Annotated in this window: 28 protein-coding genes; 15 read left to right on the top strand and 13 right to left on the bottom strand. The window is 40.0% G+C overall.

Going from position 1 to position 25,720, the window contains the following annotated elements:
- Positions 1–46: 46 nt before the first annotated feature.
- Entirely contained in the window at positions 47–676 is a 630-nt protein-coding gene (locus U735_RS0114655; protein ID WP_031444547.1) for a hypothetical protein, read from the top strand.
- Between the two features lie 52 nt (positions 677–728).
- Here the strand turns inward: U735_RS0114655 and U735_RS0114650 are convergent, their stop codons facing one another.
- From U735_RS0114650 to dnaA, 3 genes are read right to left on the bottom strand one after another with little or no spacing between them, the layout of a single operon-like run.
- The gene (locus U735_RS0114650) at positions 729–1,451 is read right to left on the bottom strand and encodes an SAM-dependent methyltransferase (protein WP_031444546.1); all 723 of its coding nucleotides are present in this window, start codon (positions 1,449–1,451) and stop codon (positions 729–731) included.
- A gap of 10 nt (positions 1,452–1,461) precedes the next feature.
- Positions 1,462–1,920 (bottom strand): low molecular weight protein-tyrosine-phosphatase, encoded by a 459-nt coding sequence (locus tag U735_RS0114645; protein ID WP_031444545.1) that lies wholly within the window; start codon positions 1,918–1,920, stop codon positions 1,462–1,464.
- A 13-nt stretch (positions 1,921–1,933) separates the two neighbouring features.
- Positions 1,934–3,358, bottom strand: a complete 1,425-nt coding sequence (dnaA, locus tag U735_RS0114640; protein ID WP_031444544.1) for a chromosomal replication initiator protein DnaA — start codon at positions 3,356–3,358, stop codon at positions 1,934–1,936.
- Between the two features lie 198 nt (positions 3,359–3,556).
- On the opposite strand from dnaA, the gene U735_RS0114635 reads away from it, so the two are divergent.
- Positions 3,557–3,955 carry an acyl-CoA thioesterase gene (locus U735_RS0114635; protein ID WP_031444543.1) on the top strand — a complete coding sequence of 133 codons (399 nt, stop codon included), beginning with the start codon at positions 3,557–3,559 and terminating at the stop codon, positions 3,953–3,955.
- Here U735_RS0114635 and U735_RS0114630 read toward each other — a convergent pair.
- The 4 genes from U735_RS0114630 to ribD are packed head-to-tail and all read right to left on the bottom strand — an operon-like array spanning position 3,944 to position 7,074.
- Positions 3,944–4,555, bottom strand: coding sequence for an IMPACT family protein (locus tag U735_RS0114630; RefSeq protein ID WP_031444542.1), 612 nt, complete (start codon positions 4,553–4,555; stop codon positions 3,944–3,946). The two genes, U735_RS0114635 and U735_RS0114630, sit on opposite strands and share 12 nt — an antisense overlap.
- 9 nt (positions 4,556–4,564) lie before the next feature.
- Positions 4,565–5,428 carry a DMT family transporter gene (locus U735_RS0114625; protein ID WP_031444541.1) on the bottom strand — a complete coding sequence of 288 codons (864 nt, stop codon included), beginning with the start codon at positions 5,426–5,428 and terminating at the stop codon, positions 4,565–4,567.
- A gap of 1 nt (position 5,429) precedes the next feature.
- Positions 5,430–6,032 carry an HAD family hydrolase gene (locus tag U735_RS0114620; RefSeq protein ID WP_031444540.1) on the bottom strand — a complete coding sequence of 201 codons (603 nt, stop codon included), beginning with the start codon at positions 6,030–6,032 and terminating at the stop codon, positions 5,430–5,432.
- Positions 6,025–7,074 (bottom strand): bifunctional diaminohydroxyphosphoribosylaminopyrimidine deaminase/5-amino-6-(5-phosphoribosylamino)uracil reductase RibD, encoded by a 1,050-nt coding sequence (gene ribD, locus U735_RS0114615; RefSeq protein ID WP_031444539.1) that lies wholly within the window; start codon positions 7,072–7,074, stop codon positions 6,025–6,027. Before ribD ends, U735_RS0114620 begins: the two co-directional genes overlap by 8 nt.
- Before the next feature lie 42 nt (positions 7,075–7,116).
- Between ribD and U735_RS0114610 the strand changes: the two genes are divergently transcribed.
- The 7 genes from U735_RS0114610 (at position 7,117) to U735_RS0114580 (ending at position 13,808) form a co-directional block, all read left to right on the top strand.
- Positions 7,117–7,602: a GNAT family N-acetyltransferase gene (locus tag U735_RS0114610; RefSeq protein WP_031444538.1), complete on the top strand. Its 486-nt coding sequence runs from the start codon at positions 7,117–7,119 to the stop codon at positions 7,600–7,602.
- 68 nt (positions 7,603–7,670) lie between these two features.
- Entirely contained in the window at positions 7,671–8,534 is an 864-nt protein-coding gene (prmC, locus tag U735_RS0114605) for a peptide chain release factor N(5)-glutamine methyltransferase (protein ID WP_031444537.1), read from the top strand.
- 99 nt (positions 8,535–8,633) lie between these two features.
- On the top strand, positions 8,634–9,215 hold the full coding sequence (locus U735_RS0114600; protein WP_031444536.1) for an LOG family protein: 582 nt from the start codon (positions 8,634–8,636) through the stop codon (positions 9,213–9,215).
- Complete coding sequence (gene ligA / locus U735_RS0114595; RefSeq protein ID WP_031444535.1) at positions 9,216–11,210, top strand: NAD-dependent DNA ligase LigA; 1,995 nt, start codon at positions 9,216–9,218, stop codon at positions 11,208–11,210.
- Between the two features lie 94 nt (positions 11,211–11,304).
- Positions 11,305–12,639 carry a GntP family permease gene (locus U735_RS0114590; protein WP_031444534.1) on the top strand — a complete coding sequence of 445 codons (1,335 nt, stop codon included), beginning with the start codon at positions 11,305–11,307 and terminating at the stop codon, positions 12,637–12,639.
- A 10-nt stretch (positions 12,640–12,649) separates the two neighbouring features.
- Positions 12,650–13,483: a fumarylacetoacetate hydrolase family protein gene (locus U735_RS0114585; protein WP_031444533.1), complete on the top strand. Its 834-nt coding sequence runs from the start codon at positions 12,650–12,652 to the stop codon at positions 13,481–13,483.
- Positions 13,484–13,505: 22 nt separating this feature from the next.
- Positions 13,506–13,808, top strand: coding sequence for a hypothetical protein (locus U735_RS0114580; RefSeq protein ID WP_031444532.1), 303 nt, complete (start codon positions 13,506–13,508; stop codon positions 13,806–13,808).
- A gap of 800 nt (positions 13,809–14,608) precedes the next feature.
- Here U735_RS0114580 and U735_RS0114570 read toward each other — a convergent pair.
- The 6 genes from U735_RS0114570 to U735_RS0114545 all read right to left on the bottom strand — a co-directional run bounded on the left by U735_RS0114570 (position 14,609) and on the right by U735_RS0114545 (position 20,789).
- Positions 14,609–15,385, bottom strand: coding sequence for an NIPSNAP family protein (locus tag U735_RS0114570; RefSeq protein ID WP_031444530.1), 777 nt, complete (start codon positions 15,383–15,385; stop codon positions 14,609–14,611).
- 130 nt (positions 15,386–15,515) lie between these two features.
- The gene (locus U735_RS0114565) at positions 15,516–17,825 is read right to left on the bottom strand and encodes an FdhF/YdeP family oxidoreductase (RefSeq protein WP_031444529.1); all 2,310 of its coding nucleotides are present in this window, start codon (positions 17,823–17,825) and stop codon (positions 15,516–15,518) included.
- Positions 17,825–18,199 carry a DUF7009 family protein gene (locus tag U735_RS0114560; protein ID WP_031444528.1) on the bottom strand — a complete coding sequence of 125 codons (375 nt, stop codon included), beginning with the start codon at positions 18,197–18,199 and terminating at the stop codon, positions 17,825–17,827. The genes U735_RS0114565 and U735_RS0114560 overlap by 1 nt, the downstream gene beginning before the upstream one ends.
- Positions 18,200–18,267: 68 nt before the next feature.
- Positions 18,268–19,101, bottom strand: coding sequence for a formate dehydrogenase accessory sulfurtransferase FdhD (gene fdhD / locus U735_RS0114555; protein WP_031444527.1), 834 nt, complete (start codon positions 19,099–19,101; stop codon positions 18,268–18,270).
- A gap of 9 nt (positions 19,102–19,110) precedes the next feature.
- Positions 19,111–20,022, bottom strand: coding sequence for a bifunctional metallophosphatase/5'-nucleotidase (locus U735_RS0114550; RefSeq protein WP_031444526.1), 912 nt, complete (start codon positions 20,020–20,022; stop codon positions 19,111–19,113).
- Between the two features lie 2 nt (positions 20,023–20,024).
- Positions 20,025–20,789, bottom strand: a complete 765-nt coding sequence (locus tag U735_RS0114545; RefSeq protein WP_031444525.1) for a 5'-nucleotidase C-terminal domain-containing protein — start codon at positions 20,787–20,789, stop codon at positions 20,025–20,027.
- Positions 20,790–20,860: 71 nt separating this feature from the next.
- On the opposite strand from U735_RS0114545, the gene U735_RS0114540 reads away from it, so the two are divergent.
- The 6 genes from U735_RS0114540 to porD all read left to right on the top strand — a co-directional run bounded on the left by U735_RS0114540 (position 20,861) and on the right by porD (position 25,688).
- Complete coding sequence (locus U735_RS0114540) at positions 20,861–21,397, top strand: DUF6913 domain-containing protein (RefSeq protein WP_031444524.1); 537 nt, start codon at positions 20,861–20,863, stop codon at positions 21,395–21,397.
- Positions 21,397–22,287: a 4-hydroxy-tetrahydrodipicolinate synthase gene (gene dapA / locus U735_RS0114535; protein ID WP_031444523.1), complete on the top strand. Its 891-nt coding sequence runs from the start codon at positions 21,397–21,399 to the stop codon at positions 22,285–22,287. The genes U735_RS0114540 and dapA overlap by 1 nt, the downstream gene beginning before the upstream one ends.
- A gap of 153 nt (positions 22,288–22,440) precedes the next feature.
- Positions 22,441–23,250, top strand: coding sequence for an outer membrane protein assembly factor BamD (locus U735_RS0114530; RefSeq protein WP_371514379.1), 810 nt, complete (start codon positions 22,441–22,443; stop codon positions 23,248–23,250).
- A gap of 13 nt (positions 23,251–23,263) precedes the next feature.
- Entirely contained in the window at positions 23,264–23,596 is a 333-nt protein-coding gene (locus U735_RS0114525) for a DNA-directed RNA polymerase subunit omega (RefSeq protein ID WP_031444521.1), read from the top strand.
- A gap of 3 nt (positions 23,597–23,599) precedes the next feature.
- Complete coding sequence (gene coaBC, locus U735_RS0114520) at positions 23,600–24,805, top strand: bifunctional phosphopantothenoylcysteine decarboxylase/phosphopantothenate--cysteine ligase CoaBC (protein ID WP_031444520.1); 1,206 nt, start codon at positions 23,600–23,602, stop codon at positions 24,803–24,805.
- The gene (gene porD, locus U735_RS0114515; protein WP_031444519.1) at positions 24,798–25,688 is read left to right on the top strand and encodes a type IX secretion system protein PorD; all 891 of its coding nucleotides are present in this window, start codon (positions 24,798–24,800) and stop codon (positions 25,686–25,688) included. Before coaBC ends, porD begins: the two co-directional genes overlap by 8 nt.
- The last annotated feature ends 32 nt before the right edge of the window (positions 25,689–25,720 follow it).

Raw genomic sequence — 25,720 nt, 5'->3', positions numbered from 1 at the left:
ATTTAAGCAAACCCTTTTTGGTTATAAGTCTTAAGAAAACAAATGTATGAGAAAGTGGACAAGTTATTTGTTCCCCGTTATCATGATTTTTATTCTTGTAAGTTATGGGTTTAGGCCAGTTAAAATGGTGCTTCCCGAGGCTTTTAGAGTAGATGGACCTACCGAAGTTTTGTTTCCCAAACACAGAACTGTTTTAAAAACGAATATGGCTGCGCCACCTTTTTTAGGAACATCCTACAACGGGTTTAAAGAGGCTTTAGCCTTTAAGGAATCTCAAGGAAATTATTTTACCACCAATGCCTTAGGTTATCTAGGAAAATATCAATTTGGTATAGGTACCCTAGAGTTGCTAGGCGTTTACAACGCTACATTGTTTCTTAACGATCCAATATTGCAGGAGAGGGTATTTCATACCAATCTTTCCAGAAATAAGTGGATTCTGAGAAGGGATATTAAACGTTTTGTTGGTTTGGTAATTAATGGTCAGGAGATTACGGAATCGGGTATACTGGCAGCTGCACATTTGGCAGGAGCAGGGAATGTAAAAAAGTATTTAAGATCTAATGGTGAATTAAATGTAGATGATGACTTTGGGTCATCTGTTTCCTACTATATCAAGAAATTTTCCGGATACGATATTTCCCATGTAACCCCCAAGAAAAATCCTAGAATATAAAGAATTTGTAATTATGAAAATGGAAAGACCCTAGCAAAATGTTAGGGTTTTTTTATGCGTGAATAATAAAAATAGTGGGTCTCTTGTGAAGGTCAACAGACATTCTCTGCCAATCCATCACTTTTTTTGTAGCGATGAACTCTGTGGGCAATGTTATGTCGCAGGCAATGCAAACCAAGGTTTGAGGAGAAAGTGTTTTTATTAATTCGGCCAAAAGTTTATCGTTTCTGTAGGGTGTTTCAATAAAAATTTGGGATTGATCAAAATCTCTGGATAGTTTTTCAAATCTCTTGATGCTCTTTTTTCTTTCCCCGGCTTCAATAGGCAAATAGCCATTGAAAGCAAAACTTTGACCGTTTAGACCACTGGCCATTAAGGCCAATAAAATAGAGGAGGGGCCTACCAGCGGTACTACCTGTACTCCTTTTTGATGGGCAATACTCACGATATCGGCACCGGGATCGGCAATTCCCGGGCAACCAGCTTCCGATATAATGCCTACATTATAACCTTCAAAACAAGGGTCCAAAAAAGTGGGAAGTATTTCTGGTTCCGTAAATTTGTTAAGTACATTGATATGTAGACTTGGCTGCGATTTTTTGGAACTGATCTTTTTTATAAAGTGCCTAGCCGTTTTTTCATTTTCAACTATGTAATGATCAATTTGTTCAATGGTCCTTTTGATGGATATGGGCAGAACTTCCAAGGGCTCGTTATCGCCCAGGGTGGTTGGGATTAAATATAATTTTCCAATATTGCCCATTGTTTGGTCCATAGGGATTAGGTTATTTATGAATTATGTCCTGTGCAATAAGGTTGCATGCCGCATCAATTAATTGAAATACTTCTTCAAATTCATCTTCCCCTCCATAATAGGGGTCTGGAACTTCTTTGCTGGTAACGTTTGATCTATGAAGTAATAAATTAACTTTGGCAATCGCGTTTTCATTTTCGGCCAGGGCAACAATGTTTTCGTAATTACTTCTATCCATAGCGTAAATCAGATCATATTCGTCAAAATCTTTGGCGGTGAATTGCCTGCATCGCTGCTGACTAATGTCTATTCCATATTTTTTAGCTATTGATATGGATCTGCTATCGGGTTTTTTTCCAATATGGTAACTGGCGGTACCCGCAGAATCCACATGTATGGTTTCCTTGTCCAATTTGCTTTTTAAAATACCCTCGGCCAATGGTGACCTACATATATTCCCCAAACAGACCATAAGGACTTTGGTTCTCATGGCAATGGAGGTTTTAAGAAAACTTCTTGGTTAGATCGTCTATATATTTTCGGAACTGCTTGTCGGTCTCTGCAAGATTGTCTACGGTCTTACAGGCGTGTAGCACTGTAGCGTGGTCTCTTTTTCCAATTTGTGACCCAATACTTGCCAATGAGGCTTTGGTGAATTTTTTCGCAAAGAACATTGCCAATTGTCTGGCCTGTACAATATGTCTTTTTCTTGTTTTTGACTGTAGAGTGGCCACATCCATTTCGAAATAGTCGGAAACTACCTTTTGGATATAATCAATGGATACCTCCCTCTTGGTGTTTTTAACGAATTTCTCCACTACCAATTGGGCCAATTCCAGAGTAACTTCTTTCTTGTTGAAGGAAGATTGGGCAATCAAGGAAATAATTGCTCCTTCCAATTCCCTGATATTGGTTTTTATGTGCTTGGCAACGTAGTCTATAATGTCGTCTGGCATTTCTACACCATCCCGATACAATTTATTTTTTAAAATCGATATCCTTGTTTCGTAGTCAGGTGTTTGGAGCTCGGCAGATAATCCCCATTTAAATCGGGAAAGCAAACGCTGTTCAATGTCCTGCATATCAACAGGGGCTTTGTCCGAAGTTAGGATAACCTGTTTGCCGTTTTGGTGCAAATGATTGAAAATATGGAAGAACACATCCTGAGTTCCCGATTTTCCCGATAAAAATTGCACGTCATCAATGATGAGCACATCTATCAACTGATAGAAATGAATAAAATCGTTTCTAGTATTTTTCTTTACCGATTCAATATATTGTTGGGTAAATTTCTCAGCAGAGATATATAATACGGTCCTTTCTGGATATTTATCCTTGATTTCCACGCCTATGGCATGGGCCAAATGTGTTTTTCCCAAACCTACACCGCCAAACACTAATAATGGATTAAAGGAAGTTCCCCCAGGTTTGTTGGCAACGGCCATTCCTGCCGATCTAGCCAATCGGTTGGAGTCGCCTTCCAAGAAATTATCAAAATTATAACTTGGGTTTAATTGGGATTCAATCTTTATGTTTCTGATCCCAGGTATTACAAATGGATTTTTTAATTCCGGATTTTTGGATTTTATGGCCACGTCCAATTCCTGAGGCTCTACATGGGATCTATTGGAACTAGGTATTTTTTCTGTAAAAGGTTCCCGATTGCCATAGGTGTTTTCCATTTTAATGATGTACACCAATTTAGCGGTCTCACCCAATTCTTTGGTAAGGGCTACTTTTAATAGTTTAACATAGTGCTCTTCCAGCCATTCATAAAAAAATTTACTGGGAACTTGAATGCTCAGGGCATTATCGGAAAGCTTAACAGGTTTAATTGGCTCGAACCAAGTTTTGAATGCCTGCGGTTGGATATTGTCTTTTATAAAGTCCAAACAATGGTTCCATACGGACGTTGCAGTAACACTCATTTTTAATGTTTTCTTTTTTTGGTTAGTGTAAATTACGGATGATATTCTGCCAGGTTAAATGGGACTATCAAGTGGGCAAATATGTGAACAAATATTCTAAAAAAAAAATCCAAAGTGGTTGAATTTTCTCTTTTTTTTTCTCATGTTGTACCACATTATTTTCACACTTTTAAATATAAAGGTTTTACACGGAATAACATGGATTTTAATGAATTTTCTTTTAGGGTCAGGTATGGCGAAACAGATCAAATGGGAGTAGTTTATCACGGGAATTACGCGCAATATCTGGAGATGGGACGGGTTGAGTGGCTAAGGTCCATGGGCATTTCCTACAAAAAGATGGAGGAAAACGGAATAATGTTGCCTGTAATTTCTTTAAGCATTTTATTTAAGAAATCGGCAGTATATGACGATCTTTTAACAGTTACCACCTATATCCGTAAGCGGCCTATGGTAAGAATAGAATTTGACTATGAAATACGAAATGAGGCCAAAGAATTGTTAATAGAAGCCAACACGGTTCTGGCATTTATGGATATGAAAACCAATAAGCCCATAAAATGTCCAGATTATATTCTGGATAACCTAGACATCTAATTTTTTAATTTTTACGGGATACATTGCTGTAAAAACATTTTCGGTAAGAAGGGCGTCGTTTTTTCTAACCGAAATCTCGATTTTGCAATCCATTTCCATTTTCTGGCTAACAATTTCCATTTGATGCTGCTTTAAGGTGCGCATAACCTTGTCCATTTCCGAATATTCAAAACAAAGCAAATATCGTTGCTGAAGTGTTTTTTCTATTATATCCGCCGAATCCAGTGCCATTTGTGCCGCTGTCCTATAAGCGGATATCAATCCTCCTACCCCTAGTTTTGTACCTCCAAAGACACGGGCCACGGCAACTAGGACATTGGTTACTCCAAAAGACTGTATTTGGCCGTATATGGGCATTCCTGCGGAATTATTGGGTTCACCATCGTCATTGGCCCTGTAATTAACATCTTCAACTCCCAACTGCCAGGCATAGCATACATGGTTGGCGGTATGATGTTGTTTTCTGAGTTCTTCAATAATGGGTTTTACCTCGTCCTCATGCAGTATCGGGTAGGCGTAACCAAAAAACTTGCTTTTCCGTTCTTTGAACAAAATTTCCTCCGAAGGTGTGTTTAAGGTTTTGTAAACGTCCAAATCCATATGGTTCTATTAAAAAAAAGCTACTAGAAGAATACTGATAATCGCTAGTGTAATTCCCATCCAATTTTTTATGCTGATGCGTTCTTTAAAGAGAACTACCCCCAACAAGGTAGAGAACATAACTATGGCCACATTGTTTATGGTGAAAACAGAGGCACTATTTAGATTTTCGTGCTGTAGTGCGCGCAACAGATAAAATATCGAAAAATAATTTAGAATGCCCAAGGTAATTCCGCCGAGAATGGTCGTTAAATTGGGAGCCAACCATTTTTTAAAGGCTTTGATCGTAATAAAAATCAGCCCTGTAGTTGCGGCAGAACCAAAAACCACCGCAGAGAATAAAGGAAACTCCTCCTTGGGGACCAAGGTCTCCTCCAAATACTTAATACTGGTATCTATTACCCCGGAACCAATAAAAACCAAGGTGGGCAATAGAATGATATTCTTCTTTAAGGGGACATCCTTTTCCTTGATAGAGGCAAAGTATACGGCAGCCAGGGCCAATAGTATACCTACGGATTTCAAAGCCCCCAGTTTTTCATTGTAGACAAACAGCCCAAATATGACCGGAATTACCAAGGACATTTTAGTAGCGACCGAAGCCACCGAGACACCACTTTTTTGCGAGGTGGCGGCCATGAGGTTAAATACAAGTATGAACAATATTCCCAAAACCAAAGTTCCCAGAAACCATGGTTTTGCAGGTATTTCCAGCAACTCTATTTTTTTTTCGTAGAAAAACATTCCTACCGCGGAGGCTACTATATAGTTGATTATGATGGCGTAAAGAGTTTGGATCCTAAAGGTATCATACAGTTTGAAAACCACAAAAATTAAGCTGGAAAACAGTATACTTAAGGCTAGATCCAACATGTTATAGTCGTTCCTTTAAATTAACCACATCTTCCTTGCCTACAATTAGATTCCATGTCTTTATGCCCAATTCCCTGGCTGCATCCGTATTTTCCTTGGTGTCGTCTATAAAGAGTGTATCCTTGGGTTCCAATCTATTTTGCTCCAGAACATATTGAAATATTTCGTGGTTCGGTTTTCTCAATTGGATTTCATGTGATAAATAAAACTGCTCAAACGAACTTTTAAATCGCCCAAAACTTTCATTGCCCATGATCTTGATTACGTGAGGAATATGCAAGGCATTGGTGTTGCTTAAAAGGAAAAGCCTATAACTGTTCTCCTTTGCCAAGTTCTCCAAAAAGTTTAGGCGATATTCTGGAAAATCCAACAACATGGAATTCCAAATATCGGTTATCGCTTGGGGGCCAAGGTGTGGGAAATCAGGTTGCAGTCTCTCCACAAATTCCTGAGGACTAATTTTGCCTACTTCGAAGTCTTCATTAATAGTGTGGTATTTAGGTAAAAATTTTTGGATACCATTATCTTGAAGTGCTCTAAAAACTACCTGTTTGTCCAGGTTGATGAAGATGTCCCCAAAATCGAATATGATGTTTTTAATCATGTTTTAAGAGTGTTAATATGTCAGATTCTATTTGCGTTTCACTTTGAAGAACACCTTGAATCCTAGGAGATTCCAAGCCTTCCCCAAATTGACTCTTGCCCTTAAAAATTCTAGCCTCGTCCCATAAATCGGAGTCTATAAAGCTTTGTAGTGTTTGTGCCCCTCCTTCAATGATAACACTTATAATTTCATGCTTATGTAGGATGGTACAAATTTGGGTTGCCAAATTATTTTCAAAATCGATAGCCTCATATAAAATTCCCTGATGTGGAATTTTGGGACATTGGGCGGTTATAATGATGGTTTTTACGCTTCCATCCAGAACATGATGTTTATTGTTGATTTTCAAATCCCTGTCCAAAACAATTCTAATCGGATTCCGGCCTTTCCAATGACGAACGTTTAACTTGGGGTTATCTACCAATACTGTGTTGGTGCCAACCAAAATGGCCTGTTCCTGACTGCGCCATAGGTGGACCAGTTGTTGGGAGTAAGGATTGCTGATCCAGTAAGGTTCGGGATTGTCACTTCTTTTATCTTGGGCGGGAGCTATGAAGCCATCGGCCGTTTCTGCCCATTTCAAAATAATATAAGGTCTTTTTTTGGTATGGGAGGTTAGGAACCGTTTATGGTGTTCCGTGCATTCTTTTTCCAGTACACCCACAGTGACATTGCAGCCTGCAGCTTTTAATTTTTCAATGCCTTTGCCGGCAACTTTGTCATGTGGATCCAAAAGGCCTATAACAACATTCGGAATTTGATGCTTAACAATAAGGTCTGCACATGGAGGCGTTTTTCCATAATGGGAACATGGTTCCAGGGTAACATATAGGGTGGCTTTACTTAAAAGCGCCTTGTCCTTTACGGAATTTATGGCATTCACCTCGGCGTGGGAGCCACCATAGGGACTGGTGTAGCCCTCTCCTATAATTTTGTCTCCATACACAATAACACTGCCCACCATGGGATTGGGAAAGGTAGTTCCCAGGCCATTTTTGGCGAGCTGTATACATCTTGAAATATATTTTTCGTGTATCTTCACTTCGTAAAAATAGAACAATATAAGTAGATTATTGGTAATCATATGTTAGTCACTACCATAAGGGAAATTCAACCCAAAGACAATGAGAATGTTGCCAGGGTAATAAGAAAAGTTTTGGAGGACCTTGGCGTTCCTAAAGTGGGTACGGCCTATGCCGATAAAGCATTGGATCAAATGTTTGAAAATTATGACGTACCACGGGCCGACTATTTTGTGGCCGAGGAAAACGGTAGGATTATTGGATGTGCCGGAATTGCCCAGTTGGAGAATTATGAGGGCAACGTATGTGAATTACAGAAAATGTATTTTCTAGAAGAGGCCAGGGGAAGGGGATTGGGAATTAAAATGATAAATAGATGTTTGGATAGAGCTACCGAATATGGCTATGAACACTGTTATTTGGAAACCATGCCCTATATGGAAGACGCCCAAAAATTATATTTAAAGTCCGGGTTTCATTATATCAAAGAGCCAATGGGCAATACCGGTCATTACTCATGTCCGGTTTGGATGCTTAAAAGTTTATAGATACTGTTGTAATCATTTTGGATCCTTTTTAGGTACATGATGTTTACAATGTTTGCCAAAAATTGAGAATGTTATTAAAAGAAATCAAAAACATTTACCATTTAGAGCTGGATCCGCTTTTCCCAAAAGAAGAGGTGGATAGCTTTTTTTACTTGGTAATAGATCATTATTTGGGTTTGGAGAGATTTATTTTGGCCATGCAACCCAATCTTGTGGTGTCCAAAGAAAATGAGGATCCTTTGTTTTTTGCTTTAAGCCAATTGAAACAAGAACGACCCATTCAACATATTTTAGGGAAGGCCCATTTTTGCGAACTGGAGTTTCGTGTAGATGAAAACGTTTTGATACCCAGGCCCGAAACTGAGGAATTGGTTTATTGGATAATAAATGAGGTTCAAAAAGGGGATCCTCGGGAAGAAGTGAAAATACTGGATATTGGCACTGGAAGCGGTTGTATTGCCATCTCCCTGGCCAAAAACTTGCCTAACGCCAAAGTGTATGCCCTGGATATTTCAAAAAAGGCATTGCAGATAGCCAGAGAGAACGCCATGGATAATGGTGTGGATATAGTCTTTCTGGAAGCGGATATTTTGTCTCTTGAGGGCTTTAAAGATAAATTTGATGTAATAGTTTCCAATCCTCCCTATGTCAGGGAATTGGAAAAATTGGAAATGAAAAATAATGTCGTGGAGCACGAGCCCGGTTTGGCTCTCTTTGTTTCCGATGGGGATCCTTTGATTTTCTACAAAAAAATAACACGCCTTGCTTTAAGCCACTTAAAGAAAGGTGGGGTCCTGTTTTTTGAGATAAATCAATATCTTGGCGAAGAAATGAAACAACTTCTGGAAGCGGAAAATTTTTCGGAAATTGAACTGAGAAAAGATATGTTCGGAAATGACAGAATGTTAAAAGGACAGCTCGACCCTAAATGATTAAGTTGAAATAACAGCCATGGCCATGGTCCCTTAAGGCCGAAGGAATTAAAAAAAAGATATATATTACTAATTTCCCAAGCGGAAAGTTCGATAAACATGGAAAGCATAGTTGTATTTTGTGGAAGCAGTGAGGGCAATGATCCAGAAATAGTGGAATGTGCCTATGAGTTAGGGGCTGTTTTTGCAAAAGAGGGTATTACATTGGTCTATGGTGCCGCAAAAATAGGTATCATGGGCAGGGTAGCCCAGGGAGCCCTGGACCACAAGGGCGAGGTTATAGGTGTTATCCCCGATTTTTTAAAATTAAAGGAAGTATTTCATACCGGACTTACCAAACTTATTATTACCGAAAATATGCATCAAAGGAAATTAAGGATGCATGAACTCTCCGACGGCATTATTACTCTTCCAGGGGGGTATGGTACCTTGGAGGAGTTGTTTGAAATGATTACCTGGGCCCAACTTGGGCTACATCAAAAACCAATTGGTCTTTTAAATATCAATGGGTTTTATGATGAATTGCTCGCTATGCTGCGTACCATGGTAAATAAAGGATTTTTAAAGCAGGAATATTACGATATGTTGTTGGTAGATAATTCTATTGACGGACTTTTGGATAAAATGAAAAATTACCAACCCTTGCCATTGCCAATATGGATTAAAAAGGATCAACTATAAATGGAAATCAAACAAAAAATAGAAAGCCTTAGAACAGAGCTTAGGGAGCATAACTATAATTATTATGTATTGGACAATGCTACTATTTCTGACTTTGAGTTTGATATGAAACTAAAGGAGCTACAGGCTCTTGAGGCAAAATATCCAGAATTTTATGATGCCAGTTCCCCAACCTTAAGGGTTGGGGGAACAATTACCAAGAATTTTGAAACGGTGGTCCACGAGCATCGTATGTATTCCTTGGACAATTCGTACTCGAAAGAGGATCTGGAAGATTGGGAAAAACGAATTCAAAAAATATTGGGCGATGCCCCGGTTGAATTTACCTGTGAACTAAAATATGATGGTGCTTCCATAAGTTTAACCTACGAAAATGGCCAGTTGGTAAAGGGGGTGACCCGTGGTGATGGATTTCAGGGGGATGATGTTACCAGTAATATAAAGACCATTAGATCGGTGCCCCTTCAATTAAAAGGGGATTACCCACCTAAATTTGATATTCGCGGGGAAATCGTTTTGCCTTTTGAAGGCTTTGCCAAAATGAACCAAGAAAGGATAGAGAATGGAGAGGATCCCTATATGAATCCAAGAAACACCGCATCTGGCAGTTTAAAGTTGCAGGACAGTGCCCTGGTCGCAGAACGACCATTGGATTGCCTGTTGTACAGTATTGTTGGGGTAAATTTAAAATTGGAATCCCAATCCCAAATGCTGGAGAAAGCTAGGGATTGGGGGTTCAAGGTTCCAAAAGCGGCCAAATTATGTAAAACCACGGAGGAGGTGCTGGAGTTTATAGATCACTGGGACAAACATAGGCACGAATTGCCCTATGAGACGGACGGGGTGGTTATTAAAGTGAATAGTATTCAACATCAGGAGGAATTGGGATACACTTCCAAGTCACCACGCTGGGCCATGGCTTACAAATTCAAGGCTGAGCAGGTCTCTACCGTGTTAAATGAAATTACTTATCAAGTTGGGCGTACCGGGGCCATAACCCCCGTTGCCAATTTGGAGCCGGTACTTTTGGCGGGTACTACCGTAAAAAGGGCATCCTTACACAATGCCGACCAAATAGAAAAGCTCGATATTAGGGAAGGTGATACTGTCTTTGTTGAAAAAGGAGGGGAAATAATCCCGAAAATAGTGGGGGTAGATTTTACTAAAAGACCTATCCATTCCCAGCCTACCCAATATATAGATCATTGTCCGGAGTGCAATTCCCCCTTGGAGCGTACCGAGGGAGATGCCAAACATTATTGCCCCAACGAGTACGGATGTCCTCCCCAGATTACCGGCCGTATACAACATTATATTTCGCGCAAGGCGATGGATATTGAGGGGCTTGGCGGGGAAACTGTTGAACTTCTCTTTAAGGAGGGTCTTATAGAGAATTACGCGGACCTTTACTTACTTACCAAAGAGCAATTGATACCTTTGGAAAGAATGGCTGAAAAGTCGGCCGAAAATCTGGTGAAAGGAGTTGCCGAATCGGTAAAAATACCGTTTGAAAGGGTGCTTTTTGCCTTGGGAATCAGGTTTGTTGGGGAAACCGTGGCCAAAAAACTGGCAAGGGCCTATAAAAATATAGATTCCCTCATGGTGGCTACTGTAGAGGAATTAATGACGGTCGATGAAATTGGCCAACGGATCGCGGAAAGTGTGGTATCATTTTTTCGGAATGGAATCAATCTTGAAATTATTTCCAGATTAAGGCAGTACGGGGTACAATTTGAAGTCTCGGCCGATAAACTGGAGAATCAGACCGATCTTTTAAAGGGGCAGACTTTTGTGGTATCCGGGGTGTTTGAAAACCTGAGTAGGGATGAACTTAAAAAATTGATCGAGGACAACGGCGGAAAGGTAGGCTCTAGTATATCTTCAAAAACTTCTTATCTTGTGGCTGGGGACAAAATGGGGCCAAGCAAAAGGACCAAGGCCGAAAGTCTGGGCGTCCCCATAATTTCGGAGACAGATTTCTTGAATATGTTATAATTGTCAAGTCTACGGGAATAGAAAATGAATAGAGTTGGAAGCAAAAAAAATAAGGGTGTATGAGGGTAAAGGATATTTATACTAAATTGTAATTATGTATACCATACTACTACTTCTGCTCTGCATTGTATTTATAATTGTAGCCTCGACCCGTTTTAAGCTTCATCCATTTTTGGCGTTGCTTGCCGCCAGTTTGTTATTCGGTATTTTTTCGGGACTCCCATTGGATGAGCTTATAAAAACCATTAATGATGGCTTTGGAAGCACCATTGGGGGCATTGGTATTATCATTATCGCAGGATTGATTATAGGGACTTTTCTAGAAAAATCGGGTGGGGCCTATACCTTGGCAAACCTTGTCCTGAAGATTATTGGTCCCAAGCGCGTTCATATGGCGATGGGTTTTATTGGTTATTTTGTATCCATACCTGTATTCGCCGATAGCGGTTTTATTATCGTCTCCCCATTAAATAGGGCACTTACCAAAAAAGCAAAATTGTCCTTGGCAGGAACGGCAGTGGCCTTGTCACTTGGTTTAATGGCTTCCCACACCATGGTACCCCCAACTCCCGGACCCATTGCTGCTGCAGGAATCTTAGGTGCCGATTTGGGTCAGGTTATCCTCTTCGGCCTAATGACCAGTATACCGGCCCTCTTGGTCTGTATTTTATTTGCAAAAAAAATAGGTTCCAAAATTTTTATTGATCCAGCACCAAAACTAACAGAGGAGCAGATCAATTCCCAGCTGGAAAACGCACCATCGGTCTTTAAATCCTTTATTCCTATAGTTGTTCCCATTATTCTTATTGTGTTGAGGTCTTTTGCCGAATACCCTACTATGCCTTTTGGTGACGGTACTTTTAAGTACGCTATAGGATTTGTGGGCAACCCAGTGGTGGCCCTATTGATAGGAATGATATTGTCTTTTACCTTGCCCAAGAAATTGGATAAGGAAATGTTGAGCACCTCGGGTTGGATAGGGGAGGCTCTTACTTCGGCAGCTATTATTATATTAATAACCGGGGCCGGTGGGGCATTTGGAAAAGTTCTACAGACTTCGGACATTAGTTCCTTACTGGAGAACAATGTTTCCAACGGAAATTTAGGGATATGGCTTCCTTTTCTTATTGCTGCAGGTATCAAGACGGCACAGGGCTCCTCAACGGTAGCCATAATTACAACAGCTTCCATTATTGCCCCTTTAATGCCTGCAATGGGTTTTGATACCGAGGTTTCCAAAGCTTTGGCGGTCATTGCAATTGGCGCCGGTGCCTCTCTGGTATCACATGCCAACGATAGTTTTTTTTGGGTCGTTACCCAACTAAGCGATATGAAAGTAAATCAAGGATACAGGACACACAGTCTGGGAACGGCCATTTTGGGCTTTTCGGCAATGATCGTATTAACCATTATCAGTTTAATCATCTAATTTTTAAATAATGAAAATTTATAAGACCAACCAAGGAGTTTTGATCGAAAATGACAATAAATTTTATCTTACCGATAAGGAATGGGATTCATTTATTATCGATGATGACATTTACGACAATACTTTAAGTTTGATCTCCCGGCTTGATCCTATTGAAAATAGTACGGCCATACTGAAAGACGGTTTAATGCCACCTGTGGGACGCCAAGAAATTTGGGCTTCCGGAGTAACCTACTACAAGAGTAGGGAGGCCCGTATTGAAGAATCCAAGGATGCCGGGGGAGGCGATTTTTACGATCGTGTTTATAATGCGGAAAGGCCAGAATTGTTTTTTAAAAGTACGGCTAGTAGGGCAGTAGGGCATAAAAAGGATGTCAGGATCAGAAAAGATTCCAAATGGAATGTCCCGGAACCTGAATTGACCCTGGTGATAACCCCAAATGCAAAAATAATAGGCTATACCATTGGTAATGACATGAGTTCTAGGGATATTGAAGGGGAAAACCCATTATATCTTCCCCAGGCCAAGAGTTATGATGGGGCAGCTGCTGTAGGACCGTGTATTTGGTTGAGCAAGGAACCTATTTCCATGGCTGCCAAGATCAAAATTGAAATTGTTCGTAAAGGAAATAGAGTGTTCCAGGGAGAGACAGAGGTAGGCCAAATGAAACGAAAACTTACTGATCTTGTTCACTATCTGTATCGTGAAATGTCATTTCCTTTTGGAAGTCTTTTAATGACGGGAACAGGAGTGGTGCCTCCGGATTCCTTTACCTTGGATCATGGGGATGTTGTTAATATTACTATCGATTCAATAGGTACCCTGTCGAATACCGTAGCCTAATTGTCCATATAAATTAAGAGTGATGTCCGTTCCCAAAAGTTTTGAAGAGTTTAATGCAAGCCTGTCCCAACAATCGGCACCATCTTCTTGGCCTGAAGCTTTAAGGGCCATGTGGTTTGATGCCAATGGGGATTGGGAATCTTCCCATGATATTGCACAGGACCTTCATAATACCAATGGCAGCTGGATCCATGCCTATCTGCACCGAAAAGAAGGAGATAAGTTCAATGCCGGATACTGGTATAGAATGGCCGGTAAAAAATTCCCTGTTATAGATTTGGAGGAGGAACAACAACAATTGGTGGAGTATTTTTTAACCCAATAGCAGTAATGTTGGATCAATCCCAAAAGTTGTGTGTGAATTGGATAAGAATAGAATTAGCTATTCTGGAGTTGGTGTTTGTTCATTTTTTGCATCGCCCAAAAAACGAACCAAAAAACGCTAGGCTGATTTTTAATTTCTTTAAATCTACGCACTTTCCACGGCCGCACCGTCCAGGCCGCTTTCACTTGGGTGAAATGCTCTATGGACGGCTAACCCAAGCCAATGTGGAAACCACTTGATTTAACACGAAATTGAAAATAGGCCGTTTCTTTGTTCCGTCAACCTACATAATACCGATAAATCATAGTGCCTAATTAGGTTCCGTTGAACATTGCCTTCAAAGCCTTTTGTTTGGTCGGTCTTCTTCCGTGGTGGAGATGACATGGCCGTAAAGAATTATTGAAGCCTTGGAAATAATTTAGGCCATGGCATCGGTCCTTAAAATCCCGTGATTTTAGGGACCACATAGTGAAGAAGGGTCTTTTCTTTTGTTTCGTTTTCTTTGGACAAGCAAAGAAAATGAAAGAATAATTAGAACCTAAGTTTTATTCGATTCCTCCAAATAATTAGAACCAATAATAAAAAAAGAAAACAATTCTTCCTTTATAGATTGACAACAATCTTTGCGTGAACACAACAATTGTTCCTGATCTGTAATTTTGCTTGTTTGGAGTTAAAGCCCGGTAGTAATTACAAAAAAAAAGCGGTCATGAAAATTTATCATGACCGCTTTTTTTTCAATTAATGTTCGTTGTTCCAAGGGTTATTTGCCAAAAAAGGAAAAAGACCCTGGCTTACGATCAATAATCGGAATATTCAGTTGGGTAGAAGAAACGGGTAACGTTTTTGGAAACGTTGTTTTGGTAATTGGGATCCGATTTTAGTTTGTTCCAAACTGGCGAGTCGGAAAAGGATTTCCAATGGGCATCCCTGCTGGCCTGATTTTCAAATGTGGTCATGTACATGAGGTTCGGCATTGTTGCACCGGACAATACCTCGCCATAGAATACGGCATTAAATCCTAAATTGTCAAAAAGGCTTACTTCCCCGCCTTTGTTGAACATCTCAACCTTGTTTATGTATTTGGCCTCTGTTGCAGATTCATAACTTCTTAATTCGTATATACGGTCTTTTCGAGGCCCAGTTAAGGGAGACGCCTTCATCTTGGGCATATCCACAAAGGCTTTTAAAATAACTGATTCCACCCTGCTATAAGGCGGGTTTTTATATGGGGCATCCAAAAAGTCTTTGGCCGCTGCCATATAAACTTTATCCTTTTGAAGTTTGGTATCTATGGTTTCCAAATCGCCAAGACCTTTCATTGGGATCAATACTTTTATGCTTCTAGGATTTAGGGAATCGATTGTTCTAGGTTTAAAGACTCCCACATTTTTGATATTAAGTTTTTTAAGTGCAGGCAGCAAGGCCTTGCTAAGGTATTGGTCAGTTGTATTTTCCTGTTCCTCACTATCCAAGAGGTAGGTCTTTAGTTGGTAATATTCCCTCTGGTTGGCTTGGCCATAGGTGTTTATAGTTAATAGTAATAAAAGAACTGAAATATATGCAGCTTTGTACATTGGAATTGGTTTTAAGATAAATATTAGATTTTTTAGTGTCTGGTAAGTTAGGGTTTTTGAAAATAATGTCATAGTTTTTTTTTAAAAACAAACACTACTGGTAATATCTCTAAATTGTTAATGGCAAATTCTAGGATGTGTGTTTTTTAAGTTTAATGATCACCGATTTGGATGTAGGGGTATTGCTCTTATCGGCAGTACTGTTTAAAGGTACTAGAACATTGGCCTCCGGAAAATAGGTAGCACAGCATTTTTCAGGGATATTATAACTCAAAACAATGAACTTGTGAGCAACCCTTTCCGTATTGTTGTGAAAATTATATAGATCTACCAGATCCCTTTCCTTGAGTTGATATCTTTCAATATCCTTGGGGTGCATCAGAATAACCCTTCGTTCATTAATTATGCCCCTATAGCGATCATTCAGTCCATATATAGTGGTATTAAACTGGTCATGGCTCCTTATGGTCATCATTAAGAGCTCACCTTCGGCCAATACAATGGCCTCACTATTGGATATACTAAAATTGGCCTTACCGCTTGCGGTATTATAGGAATTGTCCCTTGCCCCGTTGGGTAAATAAAAGCCGGAAGGCTGCCTTACCTTTTGGTTGTAGTTCTCAAATCCAGGAATACACTCTTCAATGCTGTCCCTGATATGGTCGTAATGTTGCAGATATTTTTCCCAATCCACTTTGGAATTTTTTAGGGTAGCCATTGCCAATTGGCAAACAATGGCAGGTTCGCTTAGCATCTGGGATGATATGGGTTTTAGACTTCCTTGGGAGCTATGCACGACCCCCATGGAATTTTCAACACTTACAAACTGCAATTCGCCCTTGATTAAGTCTTTGTCCGTTCTTCCCAAACAAGGTAGGATCAAGGCTTCTTTGCCGTGGATTAGATGACTCCGATTTAGTTTTGTAGAAACTTGAACGGTCAGGTCACATTTTTGAAGCGCTTCGGCCGTAAACAGGGTATCTGGAGTAGCCGATAGGAAATTACCGCCCATGGCAAAAAATACCCGGGCCTTGCCGGAATGCATGGCTGTGATGCTTTCTACGGTATCAAATCCATGTTTGCGTGGCGGGTTAAAGTGGAATACTTGCTGCAACCGGTCCAAAAATGATGCTGAGGGCTTTTCATAAATGCCCATAGTTCGGTCTCCCTGTACATTGCTGTGACCACGTACGGGACAGGTGCCGGCCCCAGGTTTTCCTATACTTCCCTTTAATAATAAAAGGTTTACGACCTCTTTTATGGTATTTACAGAATTCTTATGCTGGGTAAGCCCCATGGCCCAGCAAGCAATAATCCTATTGTTGTTGCAGAGAATATTGGCCACGCTCTGCAGGGTCTGCAAAGGGATTCCACATTCATCTATTAAATTGTTTAGGTCCAGTGTTCTTATGTGGGTTAAGTAATCTTCAAAACCTTGGGTTTTTTCTTTTATAAAATCCAAATCAAAAACAACCCCTGGATCTTTGTCCTCCTCAAGCAGCAATAGTTTTACCAGTGCTTGAAGGAGCGCCATGTCCCCATTTATTTTTACCTGCAGGTATAGGTCCGTTAATTTCGATTTTATTCCTAGGGCCCCTTTTATTTCCTGGGGATTGCTGAAATTCAATAGTCCGGTTTCTATGATCGGATTTATTGAGATTATAGTAGCTCCATTTTCTTTGGCCTTTTTAAGGGCGCTCAGCATTCTTGGGTGATTGGTACCTGGGTTTTGCCCTAAGATAAGAATGACCTCTGTCTCATAAAAATCTTCCAATTTTACAGAACCTTTGCCAATGCCCAAGGTGTCTGTAAGGGCAACGCCACTACTTTCATGGCACATATTACTGCAGTCAGGCATATTGTTGGTGCCGTATTCCCTGACAAAAAGTTGATAGAGGAAAGCGGCCTCGTTGCTTGTTCTTCCCGAGGTATAAAATATGGCCTCATCAGGGCTTTTTAATCCGTTTAGGTGTTGTGCTATTTTGGAGAAAGCCCCTTCCCAGCTTATTTCTTGATAATGATCGGAATTTTCGGGCAAATACATGGGCTGTGCCAACCTTCCTTTTTTTCCTATTTCGTAATCTGAAAGCATGGAAAGTTGGGAAACACTGTTTTCTTGGAAAAAGGTAGTGTCCAGTTTTTTGGTAGTGGCCTCCTCGGCTATGGCCTTGGCACCGTTTTCGCAATATTCGGCTATTGTGCTTCGCTCATCATCCGGATCTGGCCATGCACAGCCCGGACAATCAATTCCGCCCTTTTGGTTGAGGTTCGCAAGTGCTTTTAATCCCCGACCGAGTCCCATTTCCCTAAATACATGTTTTGCAGAGGAGATAACCGCAGGAATACCCGCAGCCACCTTTTTTGGGTTTGTAGTTTTTAGACCGGTTAATTTCGCCGGGGCAGTAGGACTAGGATTTGATTTTTCAGGGTTGTTTGCCATTATTTTTTGGTTGTTGCCGCAGGGTTTGGGTAATTGTCGGATTGGTCCTCCGTGCGCTCATCCAAACAAACAAAATCTTTTTCCAGTAATAGATTCAGTACCTGGCCGTCGTTTAAAACCATCTTGTTTTCATAGCCTACCCGCTCGTTATCCGGCCATTTTATACTTTCATTCTTAGGTAAAAATAGGGTAATGGTGTCTCCTTGAAACTCCGCTTGAAGGTTACTGATGTTTTCCTTGGCGGCAACGGCGTAGGTGAAATTCTTGCCATTAAAAGCGGTCTGTTCCTTATAGTAGCCGTCTTGCTTCAATGTTGCAACCTCCGATCGGGTTAGTCTATAACGAACCGAATTTCCTTGTATCCTAATTTTCATTCATATTATTTTTTAAACCTTATTCTATAAAGTTAGGTATTCGACTATCAGTCTCAAAGTTTAGATTCCTAAATTTTAATACGTTTAGAGCCAGTGTAGATGTTGTATCGGGTTTCATTCAGAAAACCTATTAAGGTAATATCGTGCTCCACGGCCATTTCTACGGCCAAACTGGACGGGGCTCCCACGGCCATAATAAAGTGAATCCCTGCCATTGCCGCTTTTTGGATCAATTCGAAGCTGGCACGACCGCTCAGAAACAATAAATGATAGTCCAAGGGCAATTGATTCTGGGTAAGTAAATGGCCAATAATTTTGTCCAAAGCGTTATGCCTCCCCACATCCTCGCGCATGGCAATTAGTTCGCCTTTAAAACTAAATAGTGCCGCTGCGTGTATCCCTCCGGTATTGTTAAAAATATTCTGCTCTTGCTTAAGAATGCCGGGAAAGGATTTAATAAGATTTTTTTCGATCTGAAAATCCGCTGCGGATGGAGGTAGGCGACAGATTGTTTTTATGGCTTCAATACTTGCTTTGCCACAAACACCGCAACTACTGCTGGTGTAGAAATGTCGCTCCAGTTTACCAAGATCTATGTTTTCGGAATTAATTAGATGGACATTTATACTATTTTCATCATGGGTGACCTTTTTTATTTGATTGGAAGCTTGGATGATACCCTCGGTAAACAGAAATCCAATGGCCAGGTCCTTATCATGACCTGGCGTTCTCATAGTAATGGAGATATTTTTATTGGTAATGGGGGAATCCCCTTTTAAAACACTGATACTAATTTGTAAGGGTTCTTCAACCGCTATAGCGTCTGTGTGTTCCAGAAAATCATCTCCCAGAATTTTGATAATTTTTTTTGAAACTATAGATTTCCCTTTTTCCTTAATCATAATATGCGGTTATACCTTAATGGACACTCCCTGGGAAACGTTTTCCTTGGCATCGTCAAAATAATAGTCTATTCGGCCTAAATTAATGCCGAAGCAGCCTACCTGGTTTACTAATATTTGTTCGTTTTTTCGATTGTTGGTTATGGTGGGCCTATCCAAAAATGTATGTGTATGTCCGCCAATAATCAAATCAATGTTCTCCGTTCTGGCCGCTAATTTTAGATCATCGGGCTTTTGAGGGTTTTGATATTGATATCCTAAATGGGAAAGACAAATAATTAAATCACATTTCTCCTCCTCCTTTAAGGTGCGGCCCAAGTCTTGTGCAATTTCTATGGGATCTAGATAGACGGTCTCTTGGTACAATTTTTTGGTGACCAACCCGGCCAGCTCTATTCCCAATCCAAAAACTCCAATCTTTATTCCATCAACCATATAAGTTTTATATGGTTGCACATGACCATCCATAAGGGTATTACTGAAGTCGTAATTGGCCGATAAGAAATCGAAGCTGGCGTAGGGCAGTTGGGCATAAAGGCCGTTTAGGCCATTGTCAAAATCGTGATTGCCAATGGTGGCAGCATCATATTTCAACATGCTCATTAGTTTAAATTCCAATTCTCCCCCATAGAAATTGAAGTAGGGCGTACCCTGAAAAATGTCGCCAGCATCAAATAATAGGGTATTAGGGTTTTCTTTTCGGATTTGATCCACCAAAGTTGCCCTTCTTGCCAAACCGCCCAAATTGGGGTAGGCCGAATGGTTGATAGGAAAGGGATCTATATGGCTGTGTACATCGTTGGTGTGTAGAATAGTAATGTGTTTCTTTGCAGAATTTCGGCAAGAATTCATGGATAACCCTCCCATACTTATAAAAGCGGCAGAAGCAGCTGATCCGGATATAAATTTTCTACGTTCCATAATTATTTGATTTGCATAAACCGGTCATCCGTAGCTGCCGTAAGGGTGTCTATTTTTTTAAAATAATCTATCAGGGTATTTCTTATTAGATAATCTGAATCCGTCAAAGAAATATACTCTTTTAAAAAATCCATTTTATCACCACCAGTGATCAAATAGTCCGAAGTGGCAACATAATAGGTCTTGTTTTCATCAAAGGGTTTTCCTTGAATGTTTACGGCTTGCAAACTTTTATTTTTATCCACTATTATTTGTATCCCCGAAATTGGGTGGGCAACACTGGACTTTATTAGGAATGTTACCATGGCCCTAATGGCCTTGCCGTCCAATTCGGCTATAACCACCGAATTTTCAAAGGGCATAACTTCATAGGCCGTGCGTTCGGTAATGTTTCCTTGTGAAATTACGGATCGGATACTCCCAAAGTTAAGAAGAACAAAATCTATTTGTTGCCCAGTTCTGGTGGTAAAAACAGGATTTACTTCCTGCATTACAATGTCTGCCATTAAATTGCCGGCGGGAGAATTCAGTGTACCATCTGTTTTGGATATAGCTGTTGGGGCATAGGCCAAAACACTGTCCAAAACCTGGTTGATCCTCTTCCGATATGGGGCGATGACGTTTTCTATTGAATCTTTTGGGCTGGAAGAATAATTGATCTGAATCCTTTGTCCCTCAATGTTTCTTAGCTTGGGAACGGATTCCTTGCAACCCAGCAAAAGTAATGTTGTTGCAATTATAACAAAATGTTTGTTTTTTAAATCCATATACTTCTTACCTTCGTATAATTATTGAGGTGATATTATTTACATTTACAATCTTGAAAATGTAAAAATACATGTTTTTAAAAACGCTTAAGGAAAAAATTAAATTTAGGGCCGGTAAAAAGTTTTTACAACGGGGCTTGATCACCCCGCCTGAAACTATTAATCGGGATAAGGGCATAAGTTCTGTAGGTTGTATTGTTGATTTGGACGAGTTTGAGAATGCCAATGCATTTTATGAGTTCGTGGATGAATTTTCCTTAAGGCCCAATTCTGTGAAAATAATTGGGTACAAGAAATATTATGACAAAAATTCCCCTTATTCAACCCCGGTTTTTTCTGATAAGGATTTGGGTTGGAAAGCGAATATTGAAAATAGCTATGCCTTGGAGTTTTTAAACAGGGAATATGACCTTTTGGTTAATTATTACACGGATGAAAAATTGTTATTACAATTAATGACGTTAAAGACCAAAGCCAGGTTAAAAGTAGGTTTTGGTAGTGTGGATAAGAATTTGAACGATTTGATATTGAATACTCCCATTAAGGATTTCCAAACTTTTAAAAAGGAGTTGCGGAAATATTTAAGGGTTTTAAATGAGATTAAATAATGGAACAGTTAGTTGGAACGGGTGTTGCCCTGGTGACTCCTTTTAAGGAGGATTTTTCTATAGATACGATAGCTTTGGCAAAAATCGTAAACTATTGTGTGGATGGTGGAATAGATTATTTGGTTGTATTGGGAACTACCGGGGAGTCCGTTGTGTTGTCCAAAAAAGAAAAACAACTTGTTATAGATACTATTGTGGATGCCAATGAGGGGAGGCTTCCATTGGTTTTGGGGGTAGGTAGCAACAACACGGCGGCCGTTGTAGAAGAACTTCAAGAAACTGATCTAAAAGATTTCGTAGCTATTTTATCGGTCTCACCTTATTACAATAGGCCAACACAAGAAGGGATATATCAGCATTTTAAAGCTATATCCTTGGCCTCGCCCAAACCTATTATATTGTATAATGTACCAGGTAGGACAGGGAGTAATATGCTTCCCGAAACGGTTTTGAGGTTGGCCAATGATTTCAACAATATCGTAGGTATTAAGGAGGCATGTGGTGATATGGTTCAAATAATGCGGACTATTAAGGATAAACCTGCTGATTTTATGGTAATTTCTGGGGATGATTTTACCGCGCTTTCCACAATATTGGCCGGTGGTTCCGGGGTAATATCTGTTTTGGGACAGGGCCTTCCTTCAGAATTTTCCCAAATGATACGTTTTGGTTTGGAAGGTAGGGTCAAAGAAGCCTTTGCATTGCAGTATGCTATGCAGGACGGTATGGATTTAATTTTCAAAGAAGGTAATCCTGCGGGTATCAAGGCTGTATTGGAAGCTGTTGGCCTTGGAACTGCAGTTGTAAGGTTGCCTTTGGTAGAAGCCACTGCAACCCTAAAAAAGACCATTAAGAGCTTTTTGAACACTTTGCTGAAGACGGTTGTTTAGAAAAATACAACTAGCTGTTATAGGATTTTTTACCAACAAAGTTAAAACTTGCATAAAAATGTTGTAGTTGGTAAAGGGGCGGGCTATTTTAGCGCGATAAAAATGTTTTTTATATCCGTTTAGAATCCTTAATTTTGCAAAATGTTTTTAAAAATGAAGCGTCTATTTTCCTTTTTATTATTGGTTGCCATCCTTAGCTCTTGTAGTGAGTACCAAAAGGTACTTAAAAATGAAGATGTTAAGGCCAAATACGATTTGGCGGAAAAATTTTATGATGCCGGTGATTTTAAAAGGGCGAACCGTTTGTTGGAACAGATTGCTCCAAAGTATATAGGTAAGCCACAAGGAGAACGTGTTATGTATTTTCTTGCGGATTCTTATTTCCAGACCAAGGACTACAATATGGCAGGTTACCAGTTTGAAAGGTTCCTGAAATCCTATCCTAAAAGTGATAAGGCTGTTGAAGCGGGGTTTTATGGTGCTAAAAGTTATTATATGCTTTCCCCAAAATATTCTTTAGATCAGACAGATACCGACAAGGCCTTGATAAAGTTGCAAAACTTTATTAATACCTATCCGGAATCCGAATTTTTGGTGGAGGCCAACATCATGGCAAGGGAATTAACTACAAAGAAGGAGCGCAAATCCTATGAGATAGCAAAGCAGTTCAACACTATTGGGGAATTTGATTATACCTTTTTAACTCCCGCAGTTACAGCTTTTGACAACTTTATTTCGGACAACCCGGGTTCCGTTTATCGCGAAGATGCCCTTTATTATAAGTTTGATGCGTCAACCAATTTAGCACTCAACAGTTTCGATTATCTTAAAAAGGATCGATTGAATGATGCCAAGGCGGCTTATATGACCTTCAAAAAATATTTTCCTGAGTCCAAGTATCTTAAGGATGCCAATAAGACCTTGGAAAAAGTTGAAAAAGAATTAGAAATTTATTCCAAATAAAATACGATTTGATATGAATATGAACGATTTAAAAAACTCGAAGGCTCCTGTTTCCACGGTGACGATCAATAAAAATGATTTCGATGCCAAGACAGGGAATATCTATGAGGCTATTTCCATAGCTGCCAAAAGAGCTGTTCAGATTAATTCTGAAATTAAAAAGGAGCTTCTGGAGAAGTTGGAAGAGTTTGCCACCTACAGTGATAGTTTGGAGGAAGTTTTCGAAAATAAGGAACAGATCGAGGTTTCTAAATTCTACGAAAAATTGCCCAAGCCACATGCATTGGCTGTAAAAGAGTGGTTGGATGATAAAATTTATCACAGGAATACAGAGAAAGACGCTTAAAGGATGTTGGGCGGTAAGAATATACTTTTAGGCATTACTGGGGGTATAGCTGCTTATAAAACCACCTTTTTAGTTCGTTTACTTATTAAAGCTGGCGCTAACGTTAAAGTTGTTTTAACGGAAAGCGCCAGCTCTTTTGTTACCCCCTTAACCTTGGCTACCTTGTCCAAGAATGCCGTGCTATCTTCATTTGTAGATGAGGAGGACGGTACTGTTTCCTGGAACAATCATGTAGAATTGGGACTTTGGGCAGATATGGTTCTTATTGCTCCGGCCACGGCCAATACCTTGTCCAAAATGGCCAATGGTACCTGCGATAATTTGTTGATGGCCACTTATTTGTCGGCAAAATGTCCTGTTTACTTTGCTCCGGCAATGGACTTGGATATGTATAAACATCCTTCCACTACAGCGACCTTTAAAAAGCTATTGTCCTTTGGGAATATTATGATTCCGGCCACTTCAGGTGAGTTGGCCAGCGGATTAATAGGGGAGGGACGCATGGCCGAACCCGAGGATATTGTCGATTTTCTCAAGGATCACCTTGGCAAAGGGCTACCGCTCAGTGGCAAGAAAGTGTTGATAACGGCTGGCCCCACCTATGAGGCCATTGATCCGGTTAGGTTTATCGGAAATCACTCATCGGGCCTAATGGGCTACGAGTTGGCAAAAAATGCCGCCAAGCTCGGGGCAAAGGTATATTTGGTATCCGGGCCGTCCCATTTAACCGCGCAACATTCCCATATAGAAGTTGTTAAAGTAACTTCGGCCGATGAAATGTATAAGGCAACTGTGTCTTTGTACCCGGATATGGATATCGTTATATGCGCCGCGGCGGTAGCCGATTACAGACCTAAATTAGTGGCAGATCAGAAAATAAAGAAAACGTCCGAGGAATTTACCATTACATTGGTTAAGAACAAGGACATCCTTTTTTACTTGGGAGAAATGAAGAAGGAGCAGTTTCTGGTTGGTTTTGCGCTGGAAACTGAAAATGAGGTTGAAAACGCCATAGGAAAATTAAAACGGAAAAACTTGGATGCCATTGTCTTAAATTCATTGAACGATAGTGGTGCAGGTTTTGGAAAATTGACCAATAAAATATCGTTCATAGATAAGAATTTGGATATTAAAACGTTTGAGTTAAAAGCCAAGGCAGAGGTGGCTTTGGATATTTTAAATGAAATAAAGAACAGGATCCATGCGTAATCTATTTTTAGCCCTAATTTGTTTTATAACTTCTATAGGCTTGGGAGCTCAGGAATTGAATTGTGTGGTTACTATAAATTCGGACCAGGTAGGGCAGACGAATCAACAAATTTTCAAGACCCTAGAGCGTTCCTTAAATGATTTTGTAAATAAGAACAGGTGGTCCAATCGGGTCTACATAGAAAATGAAAGGGTGAACGCCCAGATGTTCATAACCATTACGGAGTATGAATCCAGTAGATTTAAAGGGAACATTCAGATTCAATCGTCAAGGCCTGTTTTTAACACCTCCTATGAGAGCCCTATTTTCAATTACAAGGATAATCAGCTTAGTTTTGATTATATAGAGTTTCAGCCGTTGATCTTAAATGAAAACAATATAACTTCCAATTTGGTAGGGGTAATATCTTACTATACCTACATTATTCTTGGTTTGGATGCGGACACTTTTTCTTTGGAAGGGGGTAGCGATTTTTATAAAAAGGCGCAACAAGTCGTGACTTTGGCCCAAAGTGCTGGTTATTCAGGATGGACGCAGACATCTGGGCAGAGAAGTAGGTTCGAGTTGGTGGACAACCTTTTGTCCAATTCCTACAGAGAGTACAGAATTGCAATGTACAATTACCATAGAAAAGGATTGGATGTCCTGGCGGATAATAATAGCACAGGAAAGCAAGTAGTTGCCGGCACCATGCGTTTACTGGAGACCTTGGGCGGTAGGCATCCCAATGCTTTTTTGATTCAAACTTTTTTTGATGCCAAGTCCGAAGAAATTCAAAACGTATTTTCCGATGGTCCCAAGGTGGATATAGTGCAGCTTAAACAAACCTTGAACAAAATAGCCCCGCTTTATTCGTCCACTTGGAGTGAAATAAAATTTTGATCGGATTCCTAAGTACAATGTAATCTGGTCCC

The organism is Arenibacter algicola (assembly GCF_000733925.1).
In the GTDB taxonomy this organism is placed as follows: Bacteria; Bacteroidota; Bacteroidia; order Flavobacteriales; family Flavobacteriaceae; genus Arenibacter; species Arenibacter algicola.
The sequence above is the reverse complement of the archived record's forward strand: the minus strand, read 5'-3'. Positions and strand labels throughout refer to the sequence as shown.